This window comes from Streptomyces sp. NPDC045956 (assembly GCF_056430705.1).
The window spans coordinates 225,304-249,174 of record NZ_JBWKKZ010000013.1 but is presented as its reverse complement, the minus strand read 5'-3'; the positions used below and the strand labels follow the sequence as shown (position 1 = coordinate 249,174).

Annotated in this window: 22 protein-coding genes and 2 riboswitches; of the genes, 12 read left to right on the top strand and 10 right to left on the bottom strand. The window is 71.0% G+C overall.

Annotation, left to right across the window (positions count from 1 at the left end):
* Positions 1 to 129: 129 nt before the first annotated feature.
* The 3 genes from AC07FV_RS30260 to glgX form a co-directional block, all read right to left on the bottom strand.
* A complete protein-coding gene (locus AC07FV_RS30260) occupies positions 130 to 1,536 on the bottom strand; it encodes a sulfatase family protein (protein ID WP_479090635.1) in 1,407 nt (468 codons plus the stop codon).
* A gap of 69 nt (positions 1,537 to 1,605) precedes the next feature.
* Positions 1,606 to 1,701, bottom strand: coding sequence for a putative leader peptide (locus AC07FV_RS30255; protein WP_356610459.1), 96 nt, complete (start codon positions 1,699 to 1,701; stop codon positions 1,606 to 1,608).
* Positions 1,702 to 1,777: 76 nt separating this feature from the next.
* Positions 1,778 to 4,039, bottom strand: a complete 2,262-nt coding sequence (gene glgX, locus AC07FV_RS30250; RefSeq protein ID WP_479090633.1) for a glycogen debranching protein GlgX — start codon at positions 4,037 to 4,039, stop codon at positions 1,778 to 1,780.
* Between the two features lie 162 nt (positions 4,040 to 4,201).
* On the opposite strand from glgX, the gene AC07FV_RS30245 reads away from it, so the two are divergent.
* The 5 genes from AC07FV_RS30245 (at position 4,202) to AC07FV_RS30225 (ending at position 9,200) form a co-directional block, all read left to right on the top strand.
* Positions 4,202 to 5,428 (top strand): L,D-transpeptidase, encoded by a 1,227-nt coding sequence (locus AC07FV_RS30245; RefSeq protein WP_479090631.1) that lies wholly within the window; start codon positions 4,202 to 4,204, stop codon positions 5,426 to 5,428.
* 144 nt (positions 5,429 to 5,572) lie between these two features.
* Positions 5,573 to 6,835: a L,D-transpeptidase gene (locus tag AC07FV_RS30240; RefSeq protein ID WP_479090629.1), complete on the top strand. Its 1,263-nt coding sequence runs from the start codon at positions 5,573 to 5,575 to the stop codon at positions 6,833 to 6,835.
* A gap of 89 nt (positions 6,836 to 6,924) precedes the next feature.
* Positions 6,925 to 7,692: an enoyl-CoA hydratase/isomerase family protein gene (locus AC07FV_RS30235; protein WP_479090627.1), complete on the top strand. Its 768-nt coding sequence runs from the start codon at positions 6,925 to 6,927 to the stop codon at positions 7,690 to 7,692.
* 298 nt (positions 7,693 to 7,990) lie between these two features.
* Positions 7,991 to 8,494, top strand: coding sequence for an ATP-binding protein (locus AC07FV_RS30230; RefSeq protein WP_479090625.1), 504 nt, complete (start codon positions 7,991 to 7,993; stop codon positions 8,492 to 8,494).
* A 97-nt stretch (positions 8,495 to 8,591) separates the two neighbouring features.
* Complete coding sequence (locus tag AC07FV_RS30225) at positions 8,592 to 9,200, top strand: ADP-ribosyltransferase (protein ID WP_356610464.1); 609 nt, start codon at positions 8,592 to 8,594, stop codon at positions 9,198 to 9,200.
* A gap of 31 nt (positions 9,201 to 9,231) precedes the next feature.
* Here AC07FV_RS30225 and AC07FV_RS30220 read toward each other — a convergent pair whose 3' ends face one another.
* The gene (locus tag AC07FV_RS30220) at positions 9,232 to 9,870 is read right to left on the bottom strand and encodes an N-acetyltransferase family protein (RefSeq protein ID WP_479090623.1); all 639 of its coding nucleotides are present in this window, start codon (positions 9,868 to 9,870) and stop codon (positions 9,232 to 9,234) included.
* Positions 9,871 to 10,010: 140 nt separating this feature from the next.
* Here AC07FV_RS30220 and AC07FV_RS30215 point away from each other — a divergent pair, with 140 nt between their 5' ends.
* Together AC07FV_RS30215 and AC07FV_RS30210 are read left to right on the top strand one after the other, a co-directional pair.
* The gene (locus tag AC07FV_RS30215) at positions 10,011 to 10,223 is read left to right on the top strand and encodes an EF-hand domain-containing protein (protein ID WP_053137345.1); all 213 of its coding nucleotides are present in this window, start codon (positions 10,011 to 10,013) and stop codon (positions 10,221 to 10,223) included.
* A gap of 168 nt (positions 10,224 to 10,391) precedes the next feature.
* Entirely contained in the window at positions 10,392 to 11,129 is a 738-nt protein-coding gene (locus AC07FV_RS30210; protein ID WP_479090621.1) for an endonuclease domain-containing protein, read from the top strand.
* Positions 11,130 to 11,133: 4 nt separating this feature from the next.
* On the opposite strand, the gene AC07FV_RS30205 is transcribed toward AC07FV_RS30210, so the two are convergent.
* From AC07FV_RS30205 to gcvT, 6 genes are all read right to left on the bottom strand, one after another.
* Positions 11,134 to 11,691 (bottom strand): glycoside hydrolase family 25 protein, encoded by a 558-nt coding sequence (locus AC07FV_RS30205; RefSeq protein WP_479090620.1) that lies wholly within the window; start codon positions 11,689 to 11,691, stop codon positions 11,134 to 11,136.
* 128 nt (positions 11,692 to 11,819) lie between these two features.
* Positions 11,820 to 13,229 (bottom strand): MFS transporter, encoded by a 1,410-nt coding sequence (locus AC07FV_RS30200; RefSeq protein ID WP_479090618.1) that lies wholly within the window; start codon positions 13,227 to 13,229, stop codon positions 11,820 to 11,822.
* Positions 13,230 to 13,351: 122 nt separating this feature from the next.
* On the bottom strand, positions 13,352 to 14,719 hold the full coding sequence (locus AC07FV_RS30195; RefSeq protein ID WP_479090617.1) for an L-serine ammonia-lyase: 1,368 nt from the start codon (positions 14,717 to 14,719) through the stop codon (positions 13,352 to 13,354).
* A 94-nt stretch (positions 14,720 to 14,813) separates the two neighbouring features.
* Positions 14,814 to 16,091 carry a serine hydroxymethyltransferase gene (gene glyA, locus AC07FV_RS30190; RefSeq protein ID WP_479090616.1) on the bottom strand — a complete coding sequence of 426 codons (1,278 nt, stop codon included), beginning with the start codon at positions 16,089 to 16,091 and terminating at the stop codon, positions 14,814 to 14,816.
* Between the two features lie 15 nt (positions 16,092 to 16,106).
* On the bottom strand, positions 16,107 to 16,484 hold the full coding sequence (gcvH, locus tag AC07FV_RS30185; RefSeq protein ID WP_479090614.1) for a glycine cleavage system protein GcvH: 378 nt from the start codon (positions 16,482 to 16,484) through the stop codon (positions 16,107 to 16,109).
* Between the two features lie 131 nt (positions 16,485 to 16,615).
* On the bottom strand, positions 16,616 to 17,749 hold the full coding sequence (gcvT, locus tag AC07FV_RS30180; protein ID WP_479090612.1) for a glycine cleavage system aminomethyltransferase GcvT: 1,134 nt from the start codon (positions 17,747 to 17,749) through the stop codon (positions 16,616 to 16,618).
* Positions 17,750 to 17,788: 39 nt separating this feature from the next.
* Positions 17,789 to 17,905: riboswitch (glycine riboswitch) on the bottom strand.
* Positions 17,906 to 18,000, bottom strand: a riboswitch (glycine riboswitch).
* 179 nt (positions 18,001 to 18,179) lie between these two features.
* Here gcvT and AC07FV_RS30175 point away from each other — a divergent pair.
* The 5 genes from AC07FV_RS30175 to AC07FV_RS30155 all read left to right on the top strand — a co-directional run bounded on the left by AC07FV_RS30175 (position 18,180) and on the right by AC07FV_RS30155 (position 23,834).
* On the top strand, positions 18,180 to 18,848 hold the full coding sequence (locus AC07FV_RS30175) for an AAA family ATPase (protein WP_479090610.1): 669 nt from the start codon (positions 18,180 to 18,182) through the stop codon (positions 18,846 to 18,848).
* 75 nt (positions 18,849 to 18,923) lie between these two features.
* Positions 18,924 to 19,727 carry an enhanced serine sensitivity protein SseB gene (locus AC07FV_RS30170; protein ID WP_479090608.1) on the top strand — a complete coding sequence of 268 codons (804 nt, stop codon included), beginning with the start codon at positions 18,924 to 18,926 and terminating at the stop codon, positions 19,725 to 19,727.
* Positions 19,728 to 19,852: 125 nt separating this feature from the next.
* A complete protein-coding gene (locus AC07FV_RS30165; protein WP_479090606.1) occupies positions 19,853 to 20,650 on the top strand; it encodes an enhanced serine sensitivity protein SseB C-terminal domain-containing protein in 798 nt (265 codons plus the stop codon).
* A 315-nt stretch (positions 20,651 to 20,965) separates the two neighbouring features.
* Positions 20,966 to 21,973 (top strand): ABC transporter permease, encoded by a 1,008-nt coding sequence (locus AC07FV_RS30160; RefSeq protein ID WP_356610475.1) that lies wholly within the window; start codon positions 20,966 to 20,968, stop codon positions 21,971 to 21,973.
* 70 nt (positions 21,974 to 22,043) lie between these two features.
* Positions 22,044 to 23,834 carry an ABC transporter substrate-binding protein gene (locus AC07FV_RS30155; RefSeq protein ID WP_384703560.1) on the top strand — a complete coding sequence of 597 codons (1,791 nt, stop codon included), beginning with the start codon at positions 22,044 to 22,046 and terminating at the stop codon, positions 23,832 to 23,834.
* Positions 23,835 to 23,871: the final 37 nt, after the last annotated feature.

The following is a 23,871-nucleotide window of genomic DNA, read 5'->3' as shown; positions in this document are numbered from 1 at the left end:
TACGGTTCACCACTGACACTGCCCACCGAGTTTCCGCGGCACCCGGGGTCGTACGGGCGCACCGGCCGACCGGCCGGTGCGCCCGCCGGACACGACGGCCGCCCCCCCCGCCACGGGTCCCCGCGGGGCTCAGGCCGCGGGGTACGGCAGCAGACCGCCGTCCACCTTCTCCCAGGCCGCCCGCAGTTCGGCGAGCAGCCGGGGCCGTTCGGCGGCCAGGTCCGCCTGCTCGCGGGCGTCGGCACCCAGGTCGTACAGGTGGTCCCTGCCGTCCGCGTCCCGGTAGTACTTCCAGTCGCCCCGGCGCAGCGCCCGGTTTCCGCGCACCCGCCAGAACAGGTCGCGCTCGGGCAGCTCCTCGCCGCGCAGGAGGTAGCCGGCCAGGCTCCGGCCGTCCAGCGGGTACTCCGGGTCGGGCCGGGCGCCGCCCAGCTCCAGCAGGGTCGCCGTCCAGTCCGGCGAGTACACCGGCTGGTGGCTGACCTGCCGGCCGTCGACGCGGGCCGGCCAGCGCAGCACGGTAGGTATGCGGATGCCGCCCTCCAGCAGCTCGGACTTGCCGCCGCTGAGCGGCCACTGGTACGAGAAGCGCTCGCCACCGTTGTCGCTGGCGAAGACCACGACGGTGTTCTCCTCCTGGCCGGAGCGGCGCAGCGCGGCGAGCACCTTGCCGACCGAGGCGTCCAGGTTCTCGACCATCTCCTTGTACTTCTCCACCGAGCCGCCGTCGCGGTGCAGCAGCGCGCCCAGCACGTTCCCGGTGCGGATCTCGGCGGCGATCTCCGCGCCCTCGCGCTCGTCTTCCTCGGTGAGCCACGGCCAGTGCGGGGTGGTGTAGTTGAGGTTGAGCAGCCAGGGGCGGTCGTGGTCGCGGCCGACGTACTCGACGGCGCGCTCGGTGAGGACGGTCGTGTAGTAGCGCAGGTCCTGGTAGGTGGTGTCGCCCTCGTACAGGTCGTAGTCGCCCAGCTGCCCCAGCTTGGAGAAGTACTCCAGCGCCCCGCCGAAGTTGCCGAAGAACTCGTCCCAGCCGGACTTGGTGGGGCTGTGGTCCGGCAGCCAGCCGCAGTGCCACTTGCCGATCAGGGCGGTGGCGTACCCCGCCCCCTTCAGCAGCGACGCGAGCGTCGGGTGGTCCGGGTGCAGGCCCTGGGACCGGTCGCCGAGCGGCTCGGCCAGTCCGCCCTCCGTACGCCCCGGGAAGCGGCCGGTGTACAGGCTGAACCGGGTCGGGGAGCAGGTCGCCGACCCCGCGTAGGCCTGCGTGAACCGGACGCCCTGCGCCGCCAGCCGGTCCAGGTGGGGCGTGCGGATGTGCGGCGCGCCGTAGGAGGACAGGTCGGCCCAGCCGAGGTCGTCGCCGAGGATGAACAGGACGTTGGGGCGTCTGCGTGGTCCGGCGCCGGGGCGGGCCCGGAAGGGGCGTTCGGCGGGGGCGGGAGCGGCGGGGGCGGCGGACGCGGACGGACCGGCCACGGCCGTCACCGCACCACCGCCGAGCAGGCCGCCGAAGACACGACGGGACATCTCGGACATGCGTGATCCCAGGGAGGAGAAGGGAGGAGAAGAGGAAGGGGAGAGCGGGAAGAGGGGGAGGCGCCCGGGTCAGCGACAGACGGCGCCGGCGTGCCGGCACAGGTCGACGTGGCGTCGCGCCACGAGCGCGACGCCCACGCACCGGCGGGCAGCGGAAGACCTCATGGGCAGGGACGCTCCCAGCAGGCCGGTGCCCCGGTCAAGAAGATCACCGCATAGTTCACGGAGCCGAAACGACAGCTCAGCCGACGACCCGCAACAGCAGCACCGACCGCGCCGGGACCGGGACCTCCGCGCCCGCCGGGTGGGTCCCGCCCGGCGCCTCGGCCTGCTCCTCCCCGCTGGTGTCGACGACCACCTCGTACCGCTCCGCCCACGGCGCGGCCGGCAGGACGAAGGCCGCGGGGCGCTCCCCGGCGTGCAGCACCGCGAGGAAGCTGTCGTCCACGATGGCGTCCCCGCGCTCGTCGCGGCCCGGGATGTCCCGCCCGGACAGGTACATGCCGAGGGTGGCGGCGGGCGCGTACCAGTCCCGTTCCGTCATCTCCGTGCCCCGCGGGGTGAACCAGGCCAGGTCGCGCAGGCCGTCCGCGGAGTGCGCGCGGCCGGAGAAGAACGCCCGGCGGCGCAGCACCGGATGCCGGTGGCGCAGTGCGATCAGCCGGGAGGTCAGCTCGAACAGGGGCCGCCACTCGGGGTCGTCCAGCAGGCTCCAGTCGACCCAGCTGATCGCGTTGTCCTGGCAGTAGGCGTTGTTGCTGCCGCGCTGGGTGCGGCCCAGCTCGTCGCCCGCGACCAGCATCGGCACCCCGGTCGACAGCAGCAGCGTCGTCAGCAGGTTGCGCAGCTGGCGCCGCCGCAGCGCCCGTACCGCCTCGTCGTCCGTCTCCCCCTCCGTGCCGCAGTTCCAGGACCGGTTGTCGTCCGTGCCGTCCCGGTTGCCCTCGCCGTTGGCCTCGTTGTGCTTGCGCCCGTAGGAGACCAGGTCGCGCAGCGTGAAGCCGTCGTGCGCGGTGACGAAGTTGACCGACGCGTACGGCCGCCGCCCGCCCCACGCGTACAGGTCGCTGGAGCCCGACAGCCGGTAGCCCATCTCCCGCACGTCCGGCAGGGCGTGTCGCCAGAAGTCCCGCACGGTGTCGCGGTAGCGGTCGTTCCACTCCGTCCACAGGGGCGGGAAGGCACCCACCTGGTAGCCGCCCGAGCCGACGTCCCAGGGCTCGGCGATCAGCTTCACCCGCCGCAGCACCGGGTCCTGCGCGATCACCGCGAGGAACGGGGACAGCATGTCGACGTCGTGCATGGAGCGGGCCAGCGCCGCCGCCAGGTCGAAGCGGAAGCCGTCCACCCCCATCTCCGTCACCCAGTACCGCAGGGAGTCGGTGATCAGGCGCAGGACGTGCGGCTGCACGACGTGCAGGGTGTTGCCGCAGCCCGTGTAGTCGGCGTAGCGGCGGGCGTCCGGCTGGAGGCGGTAGTAGCCGCGGTTGTCGACGCCCTTCAGGGAGAGCGTCGGGCCCAGCTCGCCCGCCTCGGCCGTGTGGTTGTAGACCACGTCGAGGATGACCTCGATCCCGGCCGCGTGCAGGGCGCGCACCATCCGCTTGAACTCGCCGACCTGCTCACCCCGGGTGCCGGCGGCGGCGTAGGCCGCGTGCGGGGCGAAGTAGCCGATCGAGTTGTACCCCCAGTAGTTCTTCAGGCCGCGCTTCAGCAGATGGTCCTCGTGGGCGAACTGGTGCACCGGCAGCAGCTCCACCGCCGTCACGCCGAGGCGCACCAGGTGCTCGATCGCCGCCGGATGCGCCAGACCGGCGTACGTCCCGCGCAGCTCCTCGGGGATGCCGGGGTGCAGCTTCGTGAAGCCCCGCACGTGCAGCTCGTAGATCACCGAGTCGGCCCACGGCGTCTTCGGCCGCCGGTCGTCCGACCAGTCGTCGTCGTCATGGACGACCACGCCCTTCGGGACGTACGGCGCCGAGTCCCGGTCGTCGCGCACGGTGTCCGCCACGTGCTGCTCCGGCCAGTCCCGCACGTGCCCGTACACCTCGGGCGGCAGCGCGAAGTCGCCGTCCACCGCACGGGCGTACGGGTCGAGCAGCAGCTTCGCCGGGTTCCAGCGGGCGCCGGTCCACGGGTCCCAGCGGCCGTGCACCCGGAAGCCGTACCGCTGCCCGGGGCCCACGCCCGGCACGAAGCCGTGCCAGATCTCGTGCGTCAGCTCCGTCAGCCGCACCCGGCGCTCCCCGCCCCCGGGGCCCCGTTCGTCGAACAGGCACAGCTCCACCGCCTCCGCCCCACCCGCCCACAGCGCGAAGTTGGTGCCCGCCACCTGGTCCGGTCCGGTCCGGAACCGGGCGCCCAGCGGCACGGGTGTGCCCGGCCGGGCCGGCACGGCGGTGGGCGGCGCGGCACGCCGCGAGCCGTTCACCACGACGGCGGGGCGCCCGTCCTCGGCGGCCGGCTTCCCGGCCACCGCCTCCTGCTCGGCTGCGCTGGACACCTGTCAGCCTCCTGCGGCTCGTGGAACGACGTGCGGAGACGGGGAGAAGGGCGCGCGGTGTCCCGACCGCTGCTCCCCGTCGCGTCGTCCTCCCCACTGTTCTGCCCACCGCATGGCTCGCACTCACGTTTCCCCAGGGCGGACCGGTCGTTACGGGTGGATGTGAGGCACGTACATGGGCGCGCACGGCGCGCGGGGGCCGCTCTGGCCGCCGTACTGACATGGGCAGGACTGCTGGCCGGGGCCGCCGGATGCACCTCGGACGGGGGTGGGATCGGCGAGGTCTTCGGCAAGCCCCCCGCAGCCGAGGACGTCATCCGGGTGACCCCGGACGACGGCAGCAAGGCCGTCCGGCCGGACCGGAAGCTGTCGGTCCGGGTGCCCGGCGGGCGCCTGGAGTCGGTGAAGGTGGTCAGGTCGCAGGACGCACGGGAGACCCCGGTACCGGGCCGGATCTCCGAGGACGGCCTGAGCTGGCGGCCCGACGACGACCGGCTGGCACTCGCCGCGAAGTACACCGTCGACGTGGTGGCCCTGGACGGCCACGCGCGCCGCGCGGCCCGGCACACCACCTTCACCACCTACGTCCCCGAGGAACGCTTCATCGCGTACGCCGCTCCCGAGAACCGCTCGGTCGTCGGCACCGGCATGATCGTCTCGCTGTCCTTCAGCCGGGAGATCACCGACCGCGCCGCCGTCGAGCGCGCCGTCTCGGTCACCGCCAAGCCCGCCACCGAGATCCGCCCCCACTGGTTCGGCAAGGACCGCCTCGACTTCCGCCCCGAGGAGTACTGGAAACCCGGCACCGAGGTCACCGTCGACCTGCGGCTGCGGGACGTCGAGGGCGCGCCGGGGGTGTACGGGCTCCAGCGCAAGTCGTTCTCCTTCACCGTCGGCCGCAGCCAGGTCTCCCTCGTCGACGCGGCCGAGCGGACCATGCAGGTGCGCCGCGACGGCACCCTGCTGACCACCGTGCCGATCACCGCCGGAGCGCCGGCCACCCCCACCTACAACGGCAAGATGGTGATCACCGAGATGCTCGACGTCACCCGCATGAACAGCCGCACGGTCGGCTTCGGCGGCGAGTACGACATCCCCGACGTCCCGCACGCCATCCGCCTGACCAGCTCCGGCACCTTCCTGCACGGCAACTACTGGGCGCCCGCCGACACCTTCGGCCGGGCCAACGTCAGCCACGGCTGCGTGGGCCTGCGCGACGACAAGGGCGGCGGTGCCGACACCCCGGCCGGGTGGTTCTTCGACCGCAGTCTGATCGGCGACGTCGTCGAGGTGGTCCACAGCAAGGACAGGACCGTCGCCCCCGACAACGGGCTCGGTGGCTGGAACATGAACTGGAAGAAGTGGAAGGCGGGCACCGCGGTGAAGTGACCCTGACACGCGCCCCCGCAACTCGGTACGGAACAGTGACATTTGCACGGTCCCCGGCGCCCCTGGCCTGCGGTTACGATGCGCCGGTGCGCGCGGGCGCACTGGGGTGCGGGCCCCGGACCGGGCCCGGCGAGGGGAGACGAGTTGAACGTGCGTCCGATATCGGGGGCGTCGCCGGCGGGCATCCGGGGACGGGGCGGCAAGGGACGCGGCAGGGCACTGCCGGCGCTGGCACTGGGCGTACTGCTCACGGTCACCGCCTGCGGCGGGGGCGGATCGGGCTCGGGCGCCGGGTCCGGGGACGGCGGCAAGAACGCCAAGGACTCCACCGCGGCGCAGGGCAAGCAGTCCGAGGCCGTGGTCACAATCGCCCCGAAGGACGGGGCGAAGGCCGTGGACACCAGCGGTGACCTGAAGATAGGCGCCGCCAAGGGCAAGCTGACCGAGGTCGTCGTCAAGGACGCCGACGGCGGCAGGGTCGACGGGAAGATAGCCGGCGACGGCGCCACCTGGACGCCGTCCACCCACCTGGCCGCCTCCACCACCTACACCGTGCACGCGGTCGCCAAGGACTCCGAGGGCCGCACGGCCGCCGAGGACTCCCGCTTCACCACCCTGACACCGGAGAACACCTTCACCGGCACCTTCACACCGGAGGATGGCTCGAAGGTCGGCGTCGGCATGCCGTTCTCGATCCGCTTCTCCCGGGGCATCACCAACCCGGAGGACGTCGAGAAGGCGATCCGCATCAGGACCGAACCTGCCGTCGAGGTCGAGGGCCACTGGTTCGGCAACGACCGCCTCGACTTCCGCCCGGAGAAGTACTGGAAGCCCGGCACCGAGGTCACCGTCGACCTCGCCCTCGACGGCGTCGAGGGCCGCGACGGCGTCTACGGCGAACAGGCCAAGACCGTCTCCTTCACCGTCGGCCGCAGCCAGGTCTCCGTCGTCGACGCCAAGAAGCTCACCATGAAGGTCGTGCGCGACGGCAAGACCGTCAGGACCATCCCGGTCACCACCGGCGCGCCCGGCTACGAGACCTGGAACGGCCAGATGGTCATCACCGAGCGGCTCCCCGTGACCCGCATGAACGGCGAGACCGTCGGCTACGGCGGCGAGTACGACATCAAGGACGTCCCGCACGCCATGCGCCTGTCCACCTCCGGCACCTTCATCCACGGCAACTACTGGGGCGGCGACGCCTTCGGCAACCGCAACGCCAGCCACGGCTGCATCGGCCTGCGCGACGTCCGCGGCGGCTGGGACGAGAAGGCACCGGCCGCCTGGTTCTTCGAGAACTCGCTCATCGGCGACGTGGTCGTGGTGAAGAACTCCGACGACGCCACCATCGCCCCGGACAACGGCCTCAACGGCTGGAACATGTCCTGGGAGAAGTGGAAGGCCTGAGCCCGCACCGGCCCGCGGCCCCGGTACCGGCCTCCGTGTGAGGTACGGCACCGGGGCCGATGCCGTTAGTCCCCGTTAACCTGCTGGGCATGACCGTGAATCTCGAAGTCGCCGACGGCGTCGGCACGCTGCGCCTGGACCGCCCGCCCATGAACGCGCTGGACATCGCCACCCAGGACCGGCTCAAGGAGCTGGCCGAGGAGGCCACCCGCCGCGAGGACGTACGCGCCGTCGTGCTGTACGGCGGCGAGAAGGTGTTCGCCGCCGGCGCGGACATCAAGGAGATGCAGGTGATGGACCACGCGGCGATGATCGTGCGCGCCCGTGCCCTCCAGGACTCCTTCACGGCGGTCGCCCGCATCCCCAAGCCCGTGGTCGCGGCCGTCACCGGCTACGCCCTCGGCGGCGGCTGCGAACTCGCGCTCTGCGCCGACTTCCGCATCGCCGGCGAGAACGCCAAGCTCGGCCAGCCCGAGATCCTGCTCGGCCTGATCCCCGGCGCCGGCGGCACCCAGCGGCTGTCCCGGCTGATCGGCCCCTCCAAGGCCAAGGACCTCATCTTCACGGGCCGCCAGGTCAGGGCCGACGAGGCGCTCACCCTCGGCTTGGTGGACCGGGTGGTGCCGGCCGGCGAGGTGTACGAGCAGGCGCACGCCTGGGCCGCCCGGCTCGCCAAGGGGCCCGCGATCGCGCTGCGCGCGGCGAAGGAGTCGATCGACGCGGGCCTGGAGACGGACATCGAGACCGGTCTCGCCGTCGAGCGGAACTGGTTCGCCGGTCTGTTCGCCACCGAGGACCGCGAGCGCGGGATGCGCAGCTTCGTGGAGGAGGGCCCGGGGAAGGCGAAGTTCCTCTGAGGGACCCCCGGCCCCCGGCCCGCGAAGTCGCGCTTCACCCCCGGTAATTGACGCGGTGTCTGATCCGGGTCCCTCGATGGGGCGGTTTATGGCAGCCTTAACGCACCATTAAGCGCGTCGCATCGAGGGAGCCCGCAGCTTGTTACCGGTCCAGTCGTCCGCGCAGGTCAGTGGGGCCGTTTCGGTCCCCGAACTGCCTTTGGCATATGCCGGACGGACGCCGTCGGCCCCGGCCCCCGCGGGTGCGTATTCGCCGGGAACGCCCCCGGTGGCCCCCGGGGGCGGCCATGATGGGGATATGGCGGGGCTGGAGGACACGGAACAGCCGCGGGGAGCCGGACGTGCGACCGCGGCGCGCTGGTCGCCGGCGGTGGAGGACGAACGCGCACTGAAGGCCCTCGAACTGTTCGGCAACCCCACGGAGTGCGAGGTTCCGCTGCTGTCCCGCCCGGAGTCCGCGGCCACCGCCCGCCGGCTGGCCCAGGTCGTCGCCCTGCGCCAGTGGAACCTCGGCCCCAAGATCACGGAGGACGCCGTCCTGCTCGTCTCCGAACTGGTGGGCAACGCCGTACGCCACACCGGCGCCCGGATCTTCGGCCTGCGCATGCGGCGCCGCCCCGGCTGGATCCGCGTCGAGGTCCGCGACCCCTCCCGCGGCCTGCCCTGTCTGATGCCGGTGCAGGAGACGGACATCAGCGGGCGCGGCCTCTTCCTCGTCGACAAGCTGTCCGACCGGTGGGGCGTCGACCTGCTGCCGCGCGGCAAGACCACCTGGTTCGAGATGCGGGTCCTGGACCGCTGACGACCCATCTGCCGCCGCGCGCAACCCCGTTCGCCCAACACGCCGCCCACGGGTGACGATCCGCACTCCGGCGCCGGGCAACCGGGATCGTACCCGCATGATCACGACTCGCCTGCGGCGCCGGGCCGCCGCCGCCGTCCTCTCCCTCTCCGCCGTCCTCGCCACTTCGGCCGCCACCGTGCCCGAGGCGGCCCCCACGACGGCGCCCGCGAAGGCCGCCCCCGCCTGCCCCCTGCTCGACGACCGCATCGAGGCCGCCACCGACCGCACGGTCGACGTCGACCGCATCACCCCCGAGCCGGTCTGGCGCACCTCCTGCGGCACCCTCTACCGCAGCGACAGCCGCGGCCCGCAGGTCGTCTTCGAAGAGGGCTTCCACGCCAAGGACGTCAAGAACGGCCAGTACGACATCGAGAAGTACGTCCTGGTCAACCAGCCCTCGCCGTACGTCTCCACCACCTACGACCACGACCTGTACAAGACCTGGTACAAGTCCGGCTACAACTACTACGTCGACGCTCCCGGCGGCATCGACGTCAACAAGACCATCGGCGACACGCACCGGTGGGCCGACCAGCTCGAGGTCGCCTTCCCCGGCGGCATCCAGCGGCAGTACATCATCGGCGTCTGCCCGGTCGACCGGCAGACCAAGACCGAGATCATGAGCGAGTGCGAGAGCAACCCGCACTACAAGCCCTGGCACTGATGCCCTGGCACTGACCCGCCCCGGCCCCCGCTCAGGGCCGCAGGAACAGCGCCTCCGACCCCACCGGCGCGTAGCCCGCCGCCTGGAACGCCCGCAGGCTGCGGGCGTTCCCCGCCGACACCTGCGCCCACACCGGCTCACCCGCCGCCAACTGCCGCGCCGCCGTCACCAGGCGCCGCCCCAGCCCCCGGTGCCGGGCCCCCTCCGCCACCTCCACGGCGACCTCCAGCCGCCCGGCGACCCCCCGGCCCAGCACCAGCACCCCGCCGTCCGCCGCCCACACCCGCACCTCGTCGCGCCGCCTGCGGGCGGACACCACCCGGGGATGCCCGGGATCGGCGACCTCCGTCAGCGCGGTGCCCGGCACGCCCGGCAGCGGAGCGCCGGTCAGCAGCACGTCGATCGTGTCCGTCGTCCGTCCCGTGCGCTCCGCGAAGGCGGTCAGGAACCGGGCGTTCATCGTCGCGGCGAGGGGATCGCAGCCGAGCCCGTCCAGCGTGTTGCGCACCCACCCCGGGTCCTCGTCCGTGAAGACCACCGAGTGCGCCGTGAAGGCGATCACGCCCGCGTCCCGGGCGCCGTGCTGGGGGACCACGGTGGTGGTGCCGTCGGCCGCCGGGAAGACGCCCCGCGCCGCCGCGCCCAGAATGCCGCGCAGGCTCCCCGTCACACCGTGCTCCTCGTGTCTCGCCCCCCCGCGGGGGTGGTCGCCGCGTGGCGGGCGTGCGGGGGCAGCTAATCTGACCTGCGTCAGACGCGTCCGCTGGGGTGACCAGCGTACGGGCGGAGCACGGAATGAGGGGCGGATCGGTGGCGGACATCGAGGAAGCACGCAAGCAGTTCGACCGGATCGACACGGACGGTGACGGCTTCATCACCGCGGCCGAGTTCAAGACCGCGCTCGCCCAGGGCGGCGACTGGAACGTCACCGAGTCGGTGGCCGAGGCCATCATCGCCGGCCGCGACCTCGACGGGGACAAGCTGCTGTCGTTCGACGAGTTCCGGGCCCACCTGAACAAGTGACGACGCCGTGCACAGGGGCGCCCTCCGGTCACCCGGAGGGCGCCCCTGCGGCATGTCCCGGCGTGCTTGACCGAGCGCATCGCTCGTCTGCACGATGGCGTTACGCATGTTCACCTCCCTCGTTGTTCCGATGAAAGACCAGTACGACTCGGGGCGTTGGGGGAATCGATGAAGCGATGTCGTGCCGGAGGGGATGGGTGGACCTGTCAGCGGTCCTCCGACCGGTACCCGTTGGTGCAAGGGCTGTGCAGGACGCACTACGCGCAATTCCGAAGGCGCGGCTGTCTCGCACCCATCAACCCTGCCCGAGCGTCGGCGGAAGGCCGCAGTTGTGCGTTTCGCGAGTGCGGCAGAGCGGTGTCGGCCAGGGGACTGTGTACAGGGCACTACCAACAGCAGCAGCAAGGGCAGCAGCTTGCGCCACTGAAGAAGAAGAGGTACAACGGCGCCGTTCGTGACATGGTCCAACTCGGCGCCATCGAGTGTCTCCAATGCCATGAGCACAAACCGGTGTCGGCGTACTCGACACTCAACGCCTCGGGCGTTCCGAGACCGTATTGCAAGCCGTGCAATGCGGAGCGGGTCCGCCTGGGGCATTACAACGTCACCGAGGAGTTCCTCGGCCACCTGCTTCAGCACCAACGAGGCATGTGCGCAATCTGCGGGGCGGCAGAGTCGAATCAGCCAGCCATGCATATCGACCACGACCACGCGTGCTGTCCGGGAAGACGAAGCTGCGGGTCCTGCGTACGCGGTTTGCTGTGCACTCGCTGCAACCTGTACGGCTTGGGCTGGTATGAAGCCCTGCCCGCGGATCTCAGGACCTTCGAGCTGCTGAACAGGTATCTGTCGAATCCCCCGGCGCACCAGATGCGGGCGGAACATGCTCCGCCCTTAGTGGCGTAGTCGATCAAGCGTCGTCAGCCCACTTCCTCAGCGCCGCCTTGCTCGCGAAGTCCGCCACGTTCGTGTCGACCGGGTCGTCGGTGTACTGGTGGAAGCGCCAGGTGGCCTGGATGCGGGGCTTGCCGGCCGCCACGTAGTCGGCGATCCAGAGACCGTCGCCGGCGTACGAGGTGGTGTCGACGTTGAGCCAGAAGTGCCTGTTTGCATACAAGATCACCCGGTTGTCCGGCCGCAGCGCCTTCACCTTGCGGATGAAGCTGTCCTTCTCCGCGTTGCTCGCGTGGGTGCCGTCGCCCGTCGTCTCCCAGTCGACGGCGAGGATGTCGCCGGGCCGGTCGGGGGCCTTGGAGACGAAGTACTCGGCCTGTGCGGTGAGGTTGCCCGGCCACAGGAAGTGGTAGAAGCCGACGACGAGTCCGGCGTCGCGGGCCCGTTCCGTCTGGGCGGCGAGCTTGGGGTTGACGTACGAACGGCCCTCCGTCGCCTTGACGAAGACGAAGGAGAGGCCGTCCGTGCCGTAGGTGGAGGACTGGTACGCGCTCACGTCGATGCCGCGCAGCATGAGAACTCCCTCGTAGCCTGTGAGGCTGAAGTGCCTTGTGGACGGAGGTTGTTGTTATGCCCGGGATCGGCGGCCGTACGCCGGGCGTGAGGACGCTCGGCGTACGGGAGGGGTGAACGCCGGTCGTATCAGGGGGCGGAGGAGGCGACCGCGGCCCGGTCGGCGTCGGCGGGGGCCGCCTCGCCGTCGTCCAGGGAGACGTCCTTGGTCTCCTTGGAGAGGAGCAGCGCGACCAGCGTCAGCACCGCCATCGCCGAGAGGTAGACACCGACGAGCCACGGCGAGCCGTCACCGGCCTCCCACAGCGCCACCGCGATGAACGGGGCGACGGCCGCCCCGAGGATCGAGCTGACGTTGTACGAGATGCCGGAGCCGGTGTAGCGCACGCTGGTGGGGAACAGCTCGGGCAGCAGCGCGCCCATCGGGCCGAAGGTCATGCCCATCAGCGTGAAGCCGAGCACCAGCCAGAGCACCACGCCGAGCGTGCCCAGGCCGATCAGCGGCACCCAGACCAGCCCGAAGACCACGATCGCCGCGGTGATCCAGATCAGGGTGGAACGGCGGCCGTACTTGTCGGCCAGCGGGCCGGAGACGAGCGTGAACGCGGCGAAGAACAGCACCCCGAAGATCATCATCAGGACGAAGGTCGTGTAGCCGTACCCCAGACCGGGCACGGCGGCGTCCTCGGCGGCCCGCCCGTAGCTCAGCGAGAACGTGGTCATCAGGTAGAAGAGCACGTACGTCGCCAGCATGATGAAGGTGCCCAGGACCAGCTGCTTCCAGTGGCCCTGCACCACGGTGGCCAGCGGCAGCTTGCGCACCCGGCCGGCCTCCTGGGTCTTGGCGAAGACCGCCGACTCGACCAGGCGCGAGCGCACCCACAGGCCGATCGCGACCATCACGGCCGAGAACAGGAACGGGATGCGCCAGCCCCACTCGACGAAGGCGTCGGAGGGCTGGGTGGGGTCGGCGCCGGCCGTGGAGGGCAGCAGCGCCCCGATGATCAGGAACAGGCCGTTGCCGATGATGAAGCCGAGCGGGGCGCCCAGCTGCGGGAAGGTCCCGTACAGGGCGCGCTTGCCGCGGGGGGCGTTCTCGGTGGCGACCAGGGCCGCGCCGCTCCACTCACCGCCGAGCGCGAAGCCCTGCGCGATCCGCATCAGCACCAGCAGCGCGGTGGCGACCCAGCCGGCCTGGGCGTAGGTGGGCAGGACGCCGATCAGGAACGTGGCGATGCCCATGGTGAGGAGCGAGACCACCAGCGTCTTCTTGCGGCCGAGCCGGTCGCCGAGGTGGCCGAAGACGACGGCCCCGATCGGGCGGGCCACCATCGCGGCGCCGAAGACCGCGAAGGAGGAGAGCAGGGCGGTGGTCGGGTCGCTGCTCGGGAAGAAGAGCTTCGGGAAGACCAGTACGGCCGCGGTCGCGTAGATGTAGAAGTCGTAGAACTCGATCGTCGTGCCCATGAGGCTGGCGACGAGGACGCGGGAGCGCGGATTGACGGGCGCCGGGGACGGTCCTGAGGCTGGTGCGGGCATGTCTCGGTCTTTCACGTGCGAAAGGTGCTGGCCCCGCCACGATCTCAGGCGTCTCATTTTTCAGTTGTCCCATGTCACGATGTGAGACGCGCGAGTGTGCCCCTCCGCGTGCCCGGCGCCGCTCAGCACTCGATGATGTTGACCGCCAGCCCGCCCCGCGCCGTCTCCTTGTACTTCACCGACATGTCGGCGCCGGTGTCCTTCATGGTCTTGATGACCTTGTCGAGGGACACCTTGTGGGAGCCGTCGCCGCGCATCGCCATCCGCGCGGCCGTGACGGCCTTCACCGCGGCCATGCCGTTGCGCTCGATGCACGGGATCTGGACCAGGCCGCCGACCGGGTCGCAGGTGAGACCGAGGTTGTGCTCCATGCCGATCTCCGCCGCGTTCTCCACCTGCTCGGGGCTGCCGCCCAGCACCTCGGCGAGCGCGCCGGCCGCCATGGAGCAGGCGGAGCCGACCTCGCCCTGGCAGCCGACCTCGGCGCCGGAGATGGAGGCGTTCTCCTTGAAGAGCATGCCGATCGCGCCGGCCGCGAGGAGGAAGCGGACCACGCCGTCCTCGTCGGCGCCGGGGACGAAGTTCATGTAGTAGTGCAGGACCGCCGGGATGATGCCGGCCGCGCCGTTGGTGGGGGCGGTGACGACCCGGCCGCCGGCCGCGTTCTCCTCGTTCACGGCCATGGCGTAGAGCGTGATCCACTCCATCGACAGGGCCAGCGGGTCGCCCTCGGAGCGGAGCTTGCGCGCGGTGTTGGCGGCGCGGCGGCGGACCTTGAGGCCGCCGGGGAGTATGCCCTCGCGGGACATGCCGCGCTCCACGCAGGCCTGCATGACGCGCCAGATCTCCAGCAGGCCCTCGCGGATCTCGTCCTCGTCGCGCCAGGCCCGCTCGTTCTCCAGCATCAGGGCGGAGATGGACAGGCCCGTCTCACGGGCCAGCCGCAGCAGCTCGTCGCCGGTGCGGAAGGGGTACTTCAGCACGGTGTCGTCGAGCACGATGCGGTCGGCGCCCACCGCGTCCTCGTCGACGACGAAGCCGCCGCCGACCGAGTAGTAGGTCTTGGTCAGCACCTCGGCGCCCTGCGCGTCGTACGCCCACAGCGTCATGCCGTTGGCGTGGTAGGGGAGCGCCTTGCGGCGGTGCAGGACCATGTCGTCGTCGTAGGAGAAGGCGATCTCGTGCTCGCCCAGGAGGCTCAGGCGGCCCGAGGACCTGATCGTCTCCACGCGGTCGTCGGCCGTCTCGACGTCCACCGTGCGCGGGGATTCGCCCTCCAGGCCGAGCAGCACGGCCTTGGGGGTGCCGTGGCCGTGGCCGGTGGCGCCGAGCGAGCCGTACAGCTCGGCGCGGACCGAGGCGACGGAGCCCAGCAGCTCCTCGCCGCGCAGTCGGCGGGCGAACATGCGGGCCGCGCGCATCGGGCCGACCGTGTGCGAGCTCGACGGACCGATGCCGATCGAGAACAGGTCGAAGACCGAGATGGCCACGGGGACTCCTCAGAACGGGGGTGGTGCAGAGGGCGGTGCGGGGTGGGGCGCCGGGCCTGCTTGTGGCGGGCCCGGCGCCCCGGATGCGCGGTGTCTACTTGTTCAGACCGGGGTACAGCGGGTGCTTGTCGGCCAGGGTCTTCACCCGGGCCTTGAGGGCTTCGGCGTCGGCGGCCCCGAAGGGAGAGGGTGCCTTCAGCGCCTCGGCGATCACGTCCGCGACCTCGGCGAAGTCCTCGGCGGTGAAGCCGCGGGTCGCCAGGGCCGGCGTACCGATGCGCAGACCGGAGGTCACCATCGGGGGACGCGGGTCGTTCGGGACGGCGTTGCGGTTGACCGTGATGCCGACCTCGTGGAGGCGGTCCTCGGCCTGCTGCCCGTCCAGCTCGGAGTCGCGCAGGTCGACGAGGACCAGGTGGACGTCCGTGCCGCCGGTCAGGACCGACACGCCCGCCGCCTTCGCGTCGTCCTTCACCAGGCGCTCGGCCAGGATGCGGGCGCCTTCCAGCGTACGACGCTGGCGCTCCTTGAAGTCCTCGCTCGCGGCGACCTTGAAGGCGACGGCCTTGGCGGCCACCACGTGCTCCAGCGGGCCACCCTGCTGACCGGGGAAGACGGCGGAGTTGATCTTCTTGGCCAGTTCGGCCGTGGAGAGGATCACACCGCCGCGCGGGCCGCCCAGCGTCTTGTGGGTGGTGGTGGTCACGACGTGGGCGTGCGGGACCGGGTTCGGGTGCAGGCCCGCCGCGACCAGACCGGCGAAGTGCGCCATGTCGACCATCAGGTACGCGCCGACCTCGTCCGCGACCTTGCGGAACGCGGCGAAGTCCAGCTGCCGGGGGTAGGCCGACCAGCCGGCCACGATCAGCTTCGGCTGGTGCTCCTTGGCGAGGCGCTCCACCTCGGCCATGTCGACCTGGCCGTCGTCGCCGACGTGGTAGGGCACGACGTCGTAGAGCTTGCCGGAGAAGTTGATCTTCATGCCGTGGGTCAGGTGCCCGCCGTGGGCGAGGTTGAGACCCATGATCGTGTCGCCGGGCTTGAGCAGCGCGAACATCGCGGCCGCGTTGGCCTGGGCGCCCGAGTGCGGCTGCACGTTGGCGTGCTCCGCGCCGAAGAGCGCCTTGACCCGGTCGATCGCGATCTGCTCGACGACATCGACGTGCTCGCAGCCGCCGTAGTAGCGGCGGCCGGGGTAGCCCTCGGCGTACTTGTTGGTGAGGACCGAGCCCTGGGCCTCCATGACCGCGACCGGAGCGAAGTTCTCCGAGGCGATCATCTCCAGGGTGGACTGCTGGCGTTCCAGCTCGGCGTCGACGGCGGCGGCGACGTCCGGGTCGAGCTCGTGCAGGGGTGTGTTCAGAAGCGACATGCGGTCCGTGACTCCTCAGCCGGCGGTGAAGGCGGTGTACTCGTCGGCGGAGAGCAGGTCGACCGGCTCGTCCGTGATCCGCACCTTGAAGAGCCAGCCGCCCTCGAAGGGGGCCGAGTTCACCAGGGACGGGTCGTTGACGACGTCCTCGTTGACCTCGGTGACCTCACCGGAGACGGGGGAGTACAGGTCGGAGACCGACTTGGTGGACTCCAGTTCGCCGCAGGTCTCGCCCGCGGTGACGGAGTCGCCGACCTCGGGGAGCTGGACGAAGACCACGTCACCGAGCGCGTTGGCCGCGTGCTCCGTGATGCCGACCGTCGAGGCGCCGTCCTCGGCGCCCGACAGCCACTCGTGCTCCTTGCTGTAGCGCAGCTGCTGGGGGTTGCTCATGGCCTGAATTCTCCTGTACGCGGGGGAGTGCTGCTGAAGGGGGTGATGCGAGGGGGGATGCTGAAACCGCTGGTGGGCGTCGAGAGCGGGCAGCGGGCGCGTGCGGAGCCCCGGGCCCCGCCGCCCAGTGTCTACTTCTGCCGCTTGTAGAACGGCAGCGCCACGACCTCGTACGGCTCGTGGCTGCCCCGGATGTCCACGCCGACACCCGGCGTCCCCGGAGCCGCGTGCGCCGGGTCGACGTACGCCATGGCGATCGGCTTGCCCAGCGTCGGCGAGGGGGCGCCGGAGGTGACCTCGCCGACCACCTCGCCGCCGGCGACGACCCGGTACCCGGCGCGCGGGACGCGGCGGCCCTCGGCGACCAGGCCGACCAGGACGCGGGGCGGCTTCCGCTCCGCCAGGGCAGCGGCCTCGGTGAGCGCCGCGCGGCCCACGAAGTCGCCCTCCTTCTCGAACTTCACCACCCGGCCGAGCCCGGCGTCGAAGGGCGTCAGCGCCGTCGTCAGCTCGTGCCCGTACAGCGGCATGCCGGCCTCCAGGCGGAGCGTGTCCCGGCACGACAGGCCGCAGGGGGCCAGTCCGGCGCCCGCGCCCGCCTCGGTCAGCGCCTGCCACAGCCCGGGGGCGTGCTCCGGCTTCACGAACAGCTCGAAGCCGTCCTCGCCGGTGTAGCCGGTGCGCGCGATGAGGGCCGGGACGCCGGCCACGGTGCCGGGCAGGCCGGCGTAGTACTTCAGGCCGTCCAGGTCGGCGTCGGTGAGGCTCTTCAGGATGGCCGGGGACTCGGGGCCCTGGACGGCGAGCAGCGCGTACGCGTCACGGTCGTCGCGGACCTCGGCGTCGAAGCCGGCCGCCCGCTCGGTCAGCGCGTCGAGCACGACCTGGGCGTTGGAGGCGTTGGCGACCACCATGTAGTGCGAGGAAGCGGCCTCGGCGTCGCCCAGCCGGTAGACGATCAGGTCGTCCAGGATGCCGCCGTCCTCGCGGCAGATCATGGTGTAGCGGGCGCGGCCCGGCTTCACGCTGCCGATGTTGCCGACCAGCGCGAAGTCCAGCAGGTCGGCGGCGGCCGGCCCGGTGACCGTGATCTCGCCCATGTGCGAGAGGTCGAAGAGGCCCGCGCGGGTGCGCACCGCGAGGTGCTCGTCGCGCTCGGAGCCGTAGCGCAGGGGCATGTCCCAGCCGGCGAAGTCGGTCATCGTCGCGCCCAGCGCCCGGTGCGTGGCGTCGAGCGCGGTACGGCGGAGTTCGGTGCTGCTCATCGGTCGGTCGTCTCCCAGGACAGGACGGGGCGAGGTCGATCCTCCCCATCTGTCATCGGAACCTGAGAGGTTCGCCATGACCACCGGAGCGCGGCGGTCAGGACTTGCACCTTGGGTGGGGCAGCCGGCGCGCGGCGGCCCGCTTTTCAGATGTGCCTCGCCCGCGCGGTAACGGTGCCTGAGAGATTCAAGGGAGGGACTTGCTCCTTCGGCGCCCCGGCGACGGCCGGGGACTCTCCCGCGCGGATTCAAACGGCCGGTATGCAGTTGGCGCCGCCATCATTGCACGCCCGGCCGATCCGTGGCAGACCGTGATCTGTAACCGGCTTGTGGCAGTAAGCGAACGAAAACGCGAGACCTGCGCATTACCTTCTCTTTACACTCGACGGGGAGGGGACTTCGTGAACCGCCCCAGGGGAGGACGATCACGGTGAACAGGACCACGGCGTACGCCACCACCACGGGTCTGGCGCTGCCCGAGCAGCCCGCCGCCCCGGCCCCGGAGAAGTGCGCCGAACTGCCCGCACCCGTCGTCCGCGACCTGCGGGACCGCGGCGGCCACAGCCCGCACGCCCTGCTCTTCGGACCCCGGGACCTGGTGGTGATCACCGGCCTGCCCGGCAGCGGGAAGTCCACGCTGATGCAGCGCACCGTGCGCGGCCCGCGCATCGACTCCCAGGACACCCGCGACCGCTGGGACCGCCGCATGCCCCGTTTCCTGCCGTACGCGCTCTACCGCCCCCTCGTCCGCCTCTCCCACTACGCCGGACTGCGCCGCGCCCTGCGCTCCGGCGAGGGCGTGGTCGTGCACGACTGCGGCACCCAGGCCTGGGTGCGCGCCTGGCTGGCCCGCGAGGCGCGGCGCCGCGAGGGCACCCTGCACCTACTGCTGATCGACGTCGGCGCCGACGAGGCGCTGGCCGGCCAGCGCGAGCGCGGCCGGGGCGTCTCGCGGTACGCGTTCCTGCGGCACCGCGCGGCCAACGCCCGGCTGCTGCGCGCGGTCACCGAGGGCACCCTGCCCGTCGGCTGCACCTCGGCGATCCTCCTGGACCGGGAGGCCGCGGGCGCGCTCCGCCGGATCGCCTTCACGGGGTGACACCCCGTAGGCCCTCCGTACCGAACGGGTTAGCCTTTTCAGCCACAGCAGCGGTACCAGGCAGGCGGTAGGCAGATGGACATCCCAGGGGGCCTCCCGGCGGACTTCTCCGCCGGCTTCCCGGCCCAGGCGCACCCCCACCCGCACGGCGGGTGGCCCGGCAACGAGCTGGAGGAGGTGCTGTCCGCCTCCCTCGGCGTGCCGGGCGCCGGCGGCCGGATCGTGGAGGTCCTCGGCCGCAGCTTCCTGTGGATACCCCTGCCGAACGGAGGCGGACCGGACAGTGGCCCCCTCGACCTGCCCTCGCTGGAGATCGAGGGCCAGGCCTACGTGCCGGTCTTCAGCTCCGAGGAGCAACTGCGCCAGGTGGCCGGCGCGCAGATGGCGTACACCGTCGCCCCCGCCGCGGAGTTCGCCCGCGGCCTGCCTCCGCAGATCGGCATCGCCGTGAACCCGGACGGTGTGGTCGGCATCCCGCTGCCGCCCCAGGCCGTGGCCGAGCTGTGCCGGGCCGGCCGCACCCCGCTCGACGGGCCCGCGTCCGGCGGCCGGGTCCGCCTCTTCGAGCCGGACTGGCAGGACGACCCGGTGGACTTCCTCGCGGCGGCCTCCGCGGAGTTCGCCGCCATCGGCGTCGTGCGCACCGCCCGCCGCTGCCTGGCCGCCGTCGAGACCGCCGACCCGGTCATGTTCGTCGGCGTCGAGCTGACCCACTGGGAGGGCGACGCCCGCGCCCTGCCCCTGGACGCCCTGGGCCGCGCCCTCGCCACGGCCCCCCTGAAGACGCAGGTCAACCTGGTCCTCCTGGAGGCGGTCCAGGACCCGGTCTGCGACTGGATGCGCGCGCACGTCCGCCCGTTCTACGACCGGGACCTGTAGGGAGCGGCCCGCGACGAGGAGCCCGCCCCGGGAACGGGCACAGCACCCCGAGCGCAGGGGACCCCTGCCCGGCGGAGCCTTAAGCTGGTGCCACAACCGGGGAACTTCTCGAAGGGGCGATACGCGTGAGCGCCAGCGGCACCACGACCGGACAGGTCGAGCACATGCTGCGCCAGGTGACGCCCGGGCGCTACGACGCCTACGAGGCCCTGCTGCGCGCGCTCGCCACTCCCACCTCCGGCCAGGTGTGGATGCTCCTCTGGCACGGCCAGGCCGGCTCCCCGGACGCGCAGTACGGGAACATGGAGGTCGAGGGCTTCGGCTACGCGCCCTGTGTCACCTCCGCCCAGGAGCTGTCGGCCAGCGGCTGGAACCGGTCGTACGAGGTGGTCGACGGGCTCGAAGTGGCCCGCGCCCTCTATCCGGACCACTACGGCCTCTGGCTGAACCCGCACGCCCGGGGCGGCGGCGTCGGCATCCCGTGGCTCGACCTGCGCCGCATCGCCTCCGGCCTGGACCGCCAGCCCGCCGGGCCGCTGCGCCTGTCCGAACCGGCCATCGAGGTTCCGCAGTTCTACGCGCTGCTCGCGCAGAACGCCCACCGCACCCCGGCGGTCCGCGCCCTGCGCCGCGCCTGGGTGCAGCCGGCCCTCGGGGCGCCGTACCTCGCGATCGGCCTCGACGTGTACGACACCTCGCCGCCCGCCGTGGACGCGGTGCGCGCCATGATGCAGCAGTCCGTCGGCGCGGTGCCGGAGGGGCTGCCGGTGTCGACGGTGGCGATGACCGACCTCCACGACCCGGTCGCTATGTGGCTGCGTGCCAACGCCCGCCCCTTCTACGACCGCGAAGCCCACGCGGCGGCCCCCGCCCAGGCTCCGGCGGGGGGCTACGGGTACCCTCCGGCCGGGGGCGGGTACTGACCGTCGCGGGGGCCGCCGTCCCGGCGGTGGGCGGACATCTTCGCGCGTAGACGAGGGCGTAAGAAACCCCCGTGTCCCGGATGTCCCAACTCGTCCGCGTCCGGACCCCGTTACCCAGTGTCCGGATAACGGAACACCTCAAACAGCATCACGGTTACGCATCCATTCCCCGCCAAGTCTGGCTACAGATCGCCAAAGCGTTGAAGACTCCCGCAACAGGGGGTGATTGTTCGCCCCTGTGTACGACGGACTGATCACGCCGCTACAGCGGCAAGTGCGGGCCGGCTACCGCCGGTTGAGAGGGGTCCCTGCCAGATGACGGCACCATTGCACGAGCCGACCGCGGAAGCGGCCCCGAGTGCTGCCGAGGAAGCGGCGGTTGCCGGCGCCGAAGCCAAGGCGGTACAGGGACGTTCCCTGGGCAGGATCGCCTGGGAGCGCCTGAAACGGGACAAGCTGGCCCTCGGGGGCGGCGTGGTGGTGCTCGTCCTCATCCTGATCGCGGTGCTCGCCCCCGTGATCACCTCCCTCTACGGGCAGGACCCCAACGCCTTCAACGAGGACCGGATCGACCCGCTCTTCGGCACCCCGGTGGGGTCCCTGGGCGGCATCAGCGGCGAGCACTGGCTGGGCGTCGAGCCGGTCAACGGCCGCGACATCTTCGCCCGTATCGTGCACGGCGCCCAGATCTCGCTGCTGGTCGGCTTCCTCTCCGCGCTCGTCGCGGTCGTCCTCGGCACCGTCCTGGGCATCCTGGCCGGCTTCTTCGGCGGCTGGGTCGACGCCCTCATCAGCCGGGTCATGGACGGTCTGCTCGCCTTCCCGCAGCTGCTGTTCATCATCGCGCTGGTCTCCGTCATGCCCGACAACATGCTGGGACTGAGCGGCACGGGCGTCCGTCTGCTCATGATGATCCTGGTCATCGGCTTCTTCGGCTGGCCCTACATCGGCCGCGTGGTCCGCGGTCAGACACTCTCCATGCGTGAGCGGGAGTACGTCGAGGCGGCCCGGTCCCTGGGAGCCGGACGGTTCTACATCCTGTTCAAGGAACTGCTGCCCAACCTGGTGGCGCCGATCATCGTCTACACGACGATGATGATCCCCACCAACATCCTCACCGAGGCGGCGCTCAGCTTCCTGGGCGTGGGCGTCAAGCCGCCCACCTCGTCGTGGGGGCAGATGCTCTCGAGCGCGATCGACTACTACAAGTCGGACCCCATGTACATGGTGGTCCCCGGTGTGGCGATCTTCATCACCGTTCTTGCCTTCAACCTCTTCGGCGACGGCGTACGCGATGCGCTGGACCCGAAGGGCTCCCGCTGACCTGCCGTACCGGCAAGCGACCCGTGGTACCTGCACGGGGTCTCTCATCTAATCCGGAGGATCCGAGATCGTGACTACCCAACGCACCTCAGGGCGGCGCAAGCAGGCTTTGGCCGCTGCCGCAGTGGTCGCCGCGCTGCTGACCACAGCGGCGTGCGGCGGCGGCGGAGACGACAGCAGCGGCGGTTCGAAGAACGGCGCGCCCCAGTTCGACGCGGCCAACAACAAGGTCCTTCAGGCCGCCGAGGCCAAGAAGGGCGGCGAGCTGAAGTTCGCCAGCGCGCAGGACGCCGACTCGTGGGACACCACCCGCGGTTACTACGGCTTCATGTGGAACTTCTCGCGCTACTACAGCCGCCAGCTCGTCACGAACAAGACCGAGCCGGGCAAGGCGGGCGCGGAGGTCACCCCCGACCTCGCCACCGACGTCGCCAAGGTCTCCGACGACGGCAAGACGTACACGTACACCCTGCGTGACGGCGTCACCTGGGAGGACGGCAAGCCGATCACCTCCAAGGACGTCAAGTACGGCATCGAGCGCGTCTGGGCGCAGGACGTGCTGTCCGGCGGTCCGACGTACCTCAAGGAGGTGCTCGACCCGAAGGACGAGTACAAGGGCCCGTACAAGGACAAGTCCGCGGACAAGCTCGGCCTGAAGTCGATCGAGACGCCGGACGACAAGACCATCGTCTTCAAGCTCCCGCAGGCCAACTCGGACTTCGAGGAGATGCTCGCGCTGACCTCGGCGTCCCCGGTCCGCCAGGACAAGGACACCAAGGCGAAGTACGGCCTGCGTCCGTTCTCCTCGGGTCCGTACAAGTTCGAGTCCTACAGCCCGGGCAAGGACCTCAAGCTGGTCCGCAACACCGAGTGGAAGCAGGAGTCGGACCCGGTCCGCAAGGCGTACCCGGACAAGATCTCCATCAAGTTCTTCTCCAACGCCAACGACCTGGACGCCCGCCTGCTGGCCGGTGACTACGACATCGACCTGGCCCAGACCGGTCTGTCCCCGCAGGGCCGCACCACCGCCCTGCAGGAGCACAAGGGCAACCTGGACAACCCGGTCTCGGGTTACATCCGGTACGCGTCCTTCCCGCAGAACGTGAAGCCCTTCGACAACATCCACTGCCGCAAGGCCGTGCTCTACGGGGCCGACCACGTCTCCCTGCAGACCGCGCGCGGCGGCCCGGTCGCCGGTGGCGACATCGGCACCAACATGCTGCCGCCGTCCGTCCCGGGCTCCGAGGGCCAGAAGTACGACCCGTACGGCATGGCCGGTGAGAACAAGAAGGGCAACGTCGCCAAGGCCAAGGAAGAGCTGAAGGCCTGCGGCAAGCCGAACGGCTTCAAGACCACCGTCGCGGTCCGCAACAACAAGCCGGTCGAGGTCGCCACGGCCGAGTCGCTCCAGGCGTCGCTGAAGAAGGTCGGCATCGACCTCGAGATCTACCAGTACGACGGTGCCCAGTACGCCAGCGTCATCGGCAGCCCGACCAACGTGGCCAAGAAGGGCTACGGCATCATCATCATGGGCTGGGGCCCGGACTTCCCGTCCGTGCAGGGCTACGGCCTGCCGCTGTGGCACAGCGACTACATCCTCGACAGCGCGAACAACAACTTCGCGATGATCAAGGACAAGGCGATCGACGGTCTGTTCGCCGACTACCTGACCGAGCTGGACGACTCCGGCAAGGCGAAGATCGCCACCGAGATCAACCACAAGGTCATGGAGGGCGCGTACTACCTGCCCTTCGTCTTCGAGAAGTTCATCAACTGGCGCTCCAGCCGACTGGCGAACGTGTACACCACCGACGGCTACAGCGGTATGTACGACTTCGTCAACATCGGCCTGAAGAAGTAACCGGTACACCCGCCGTACGGCACGAAAGGCAGGTGAA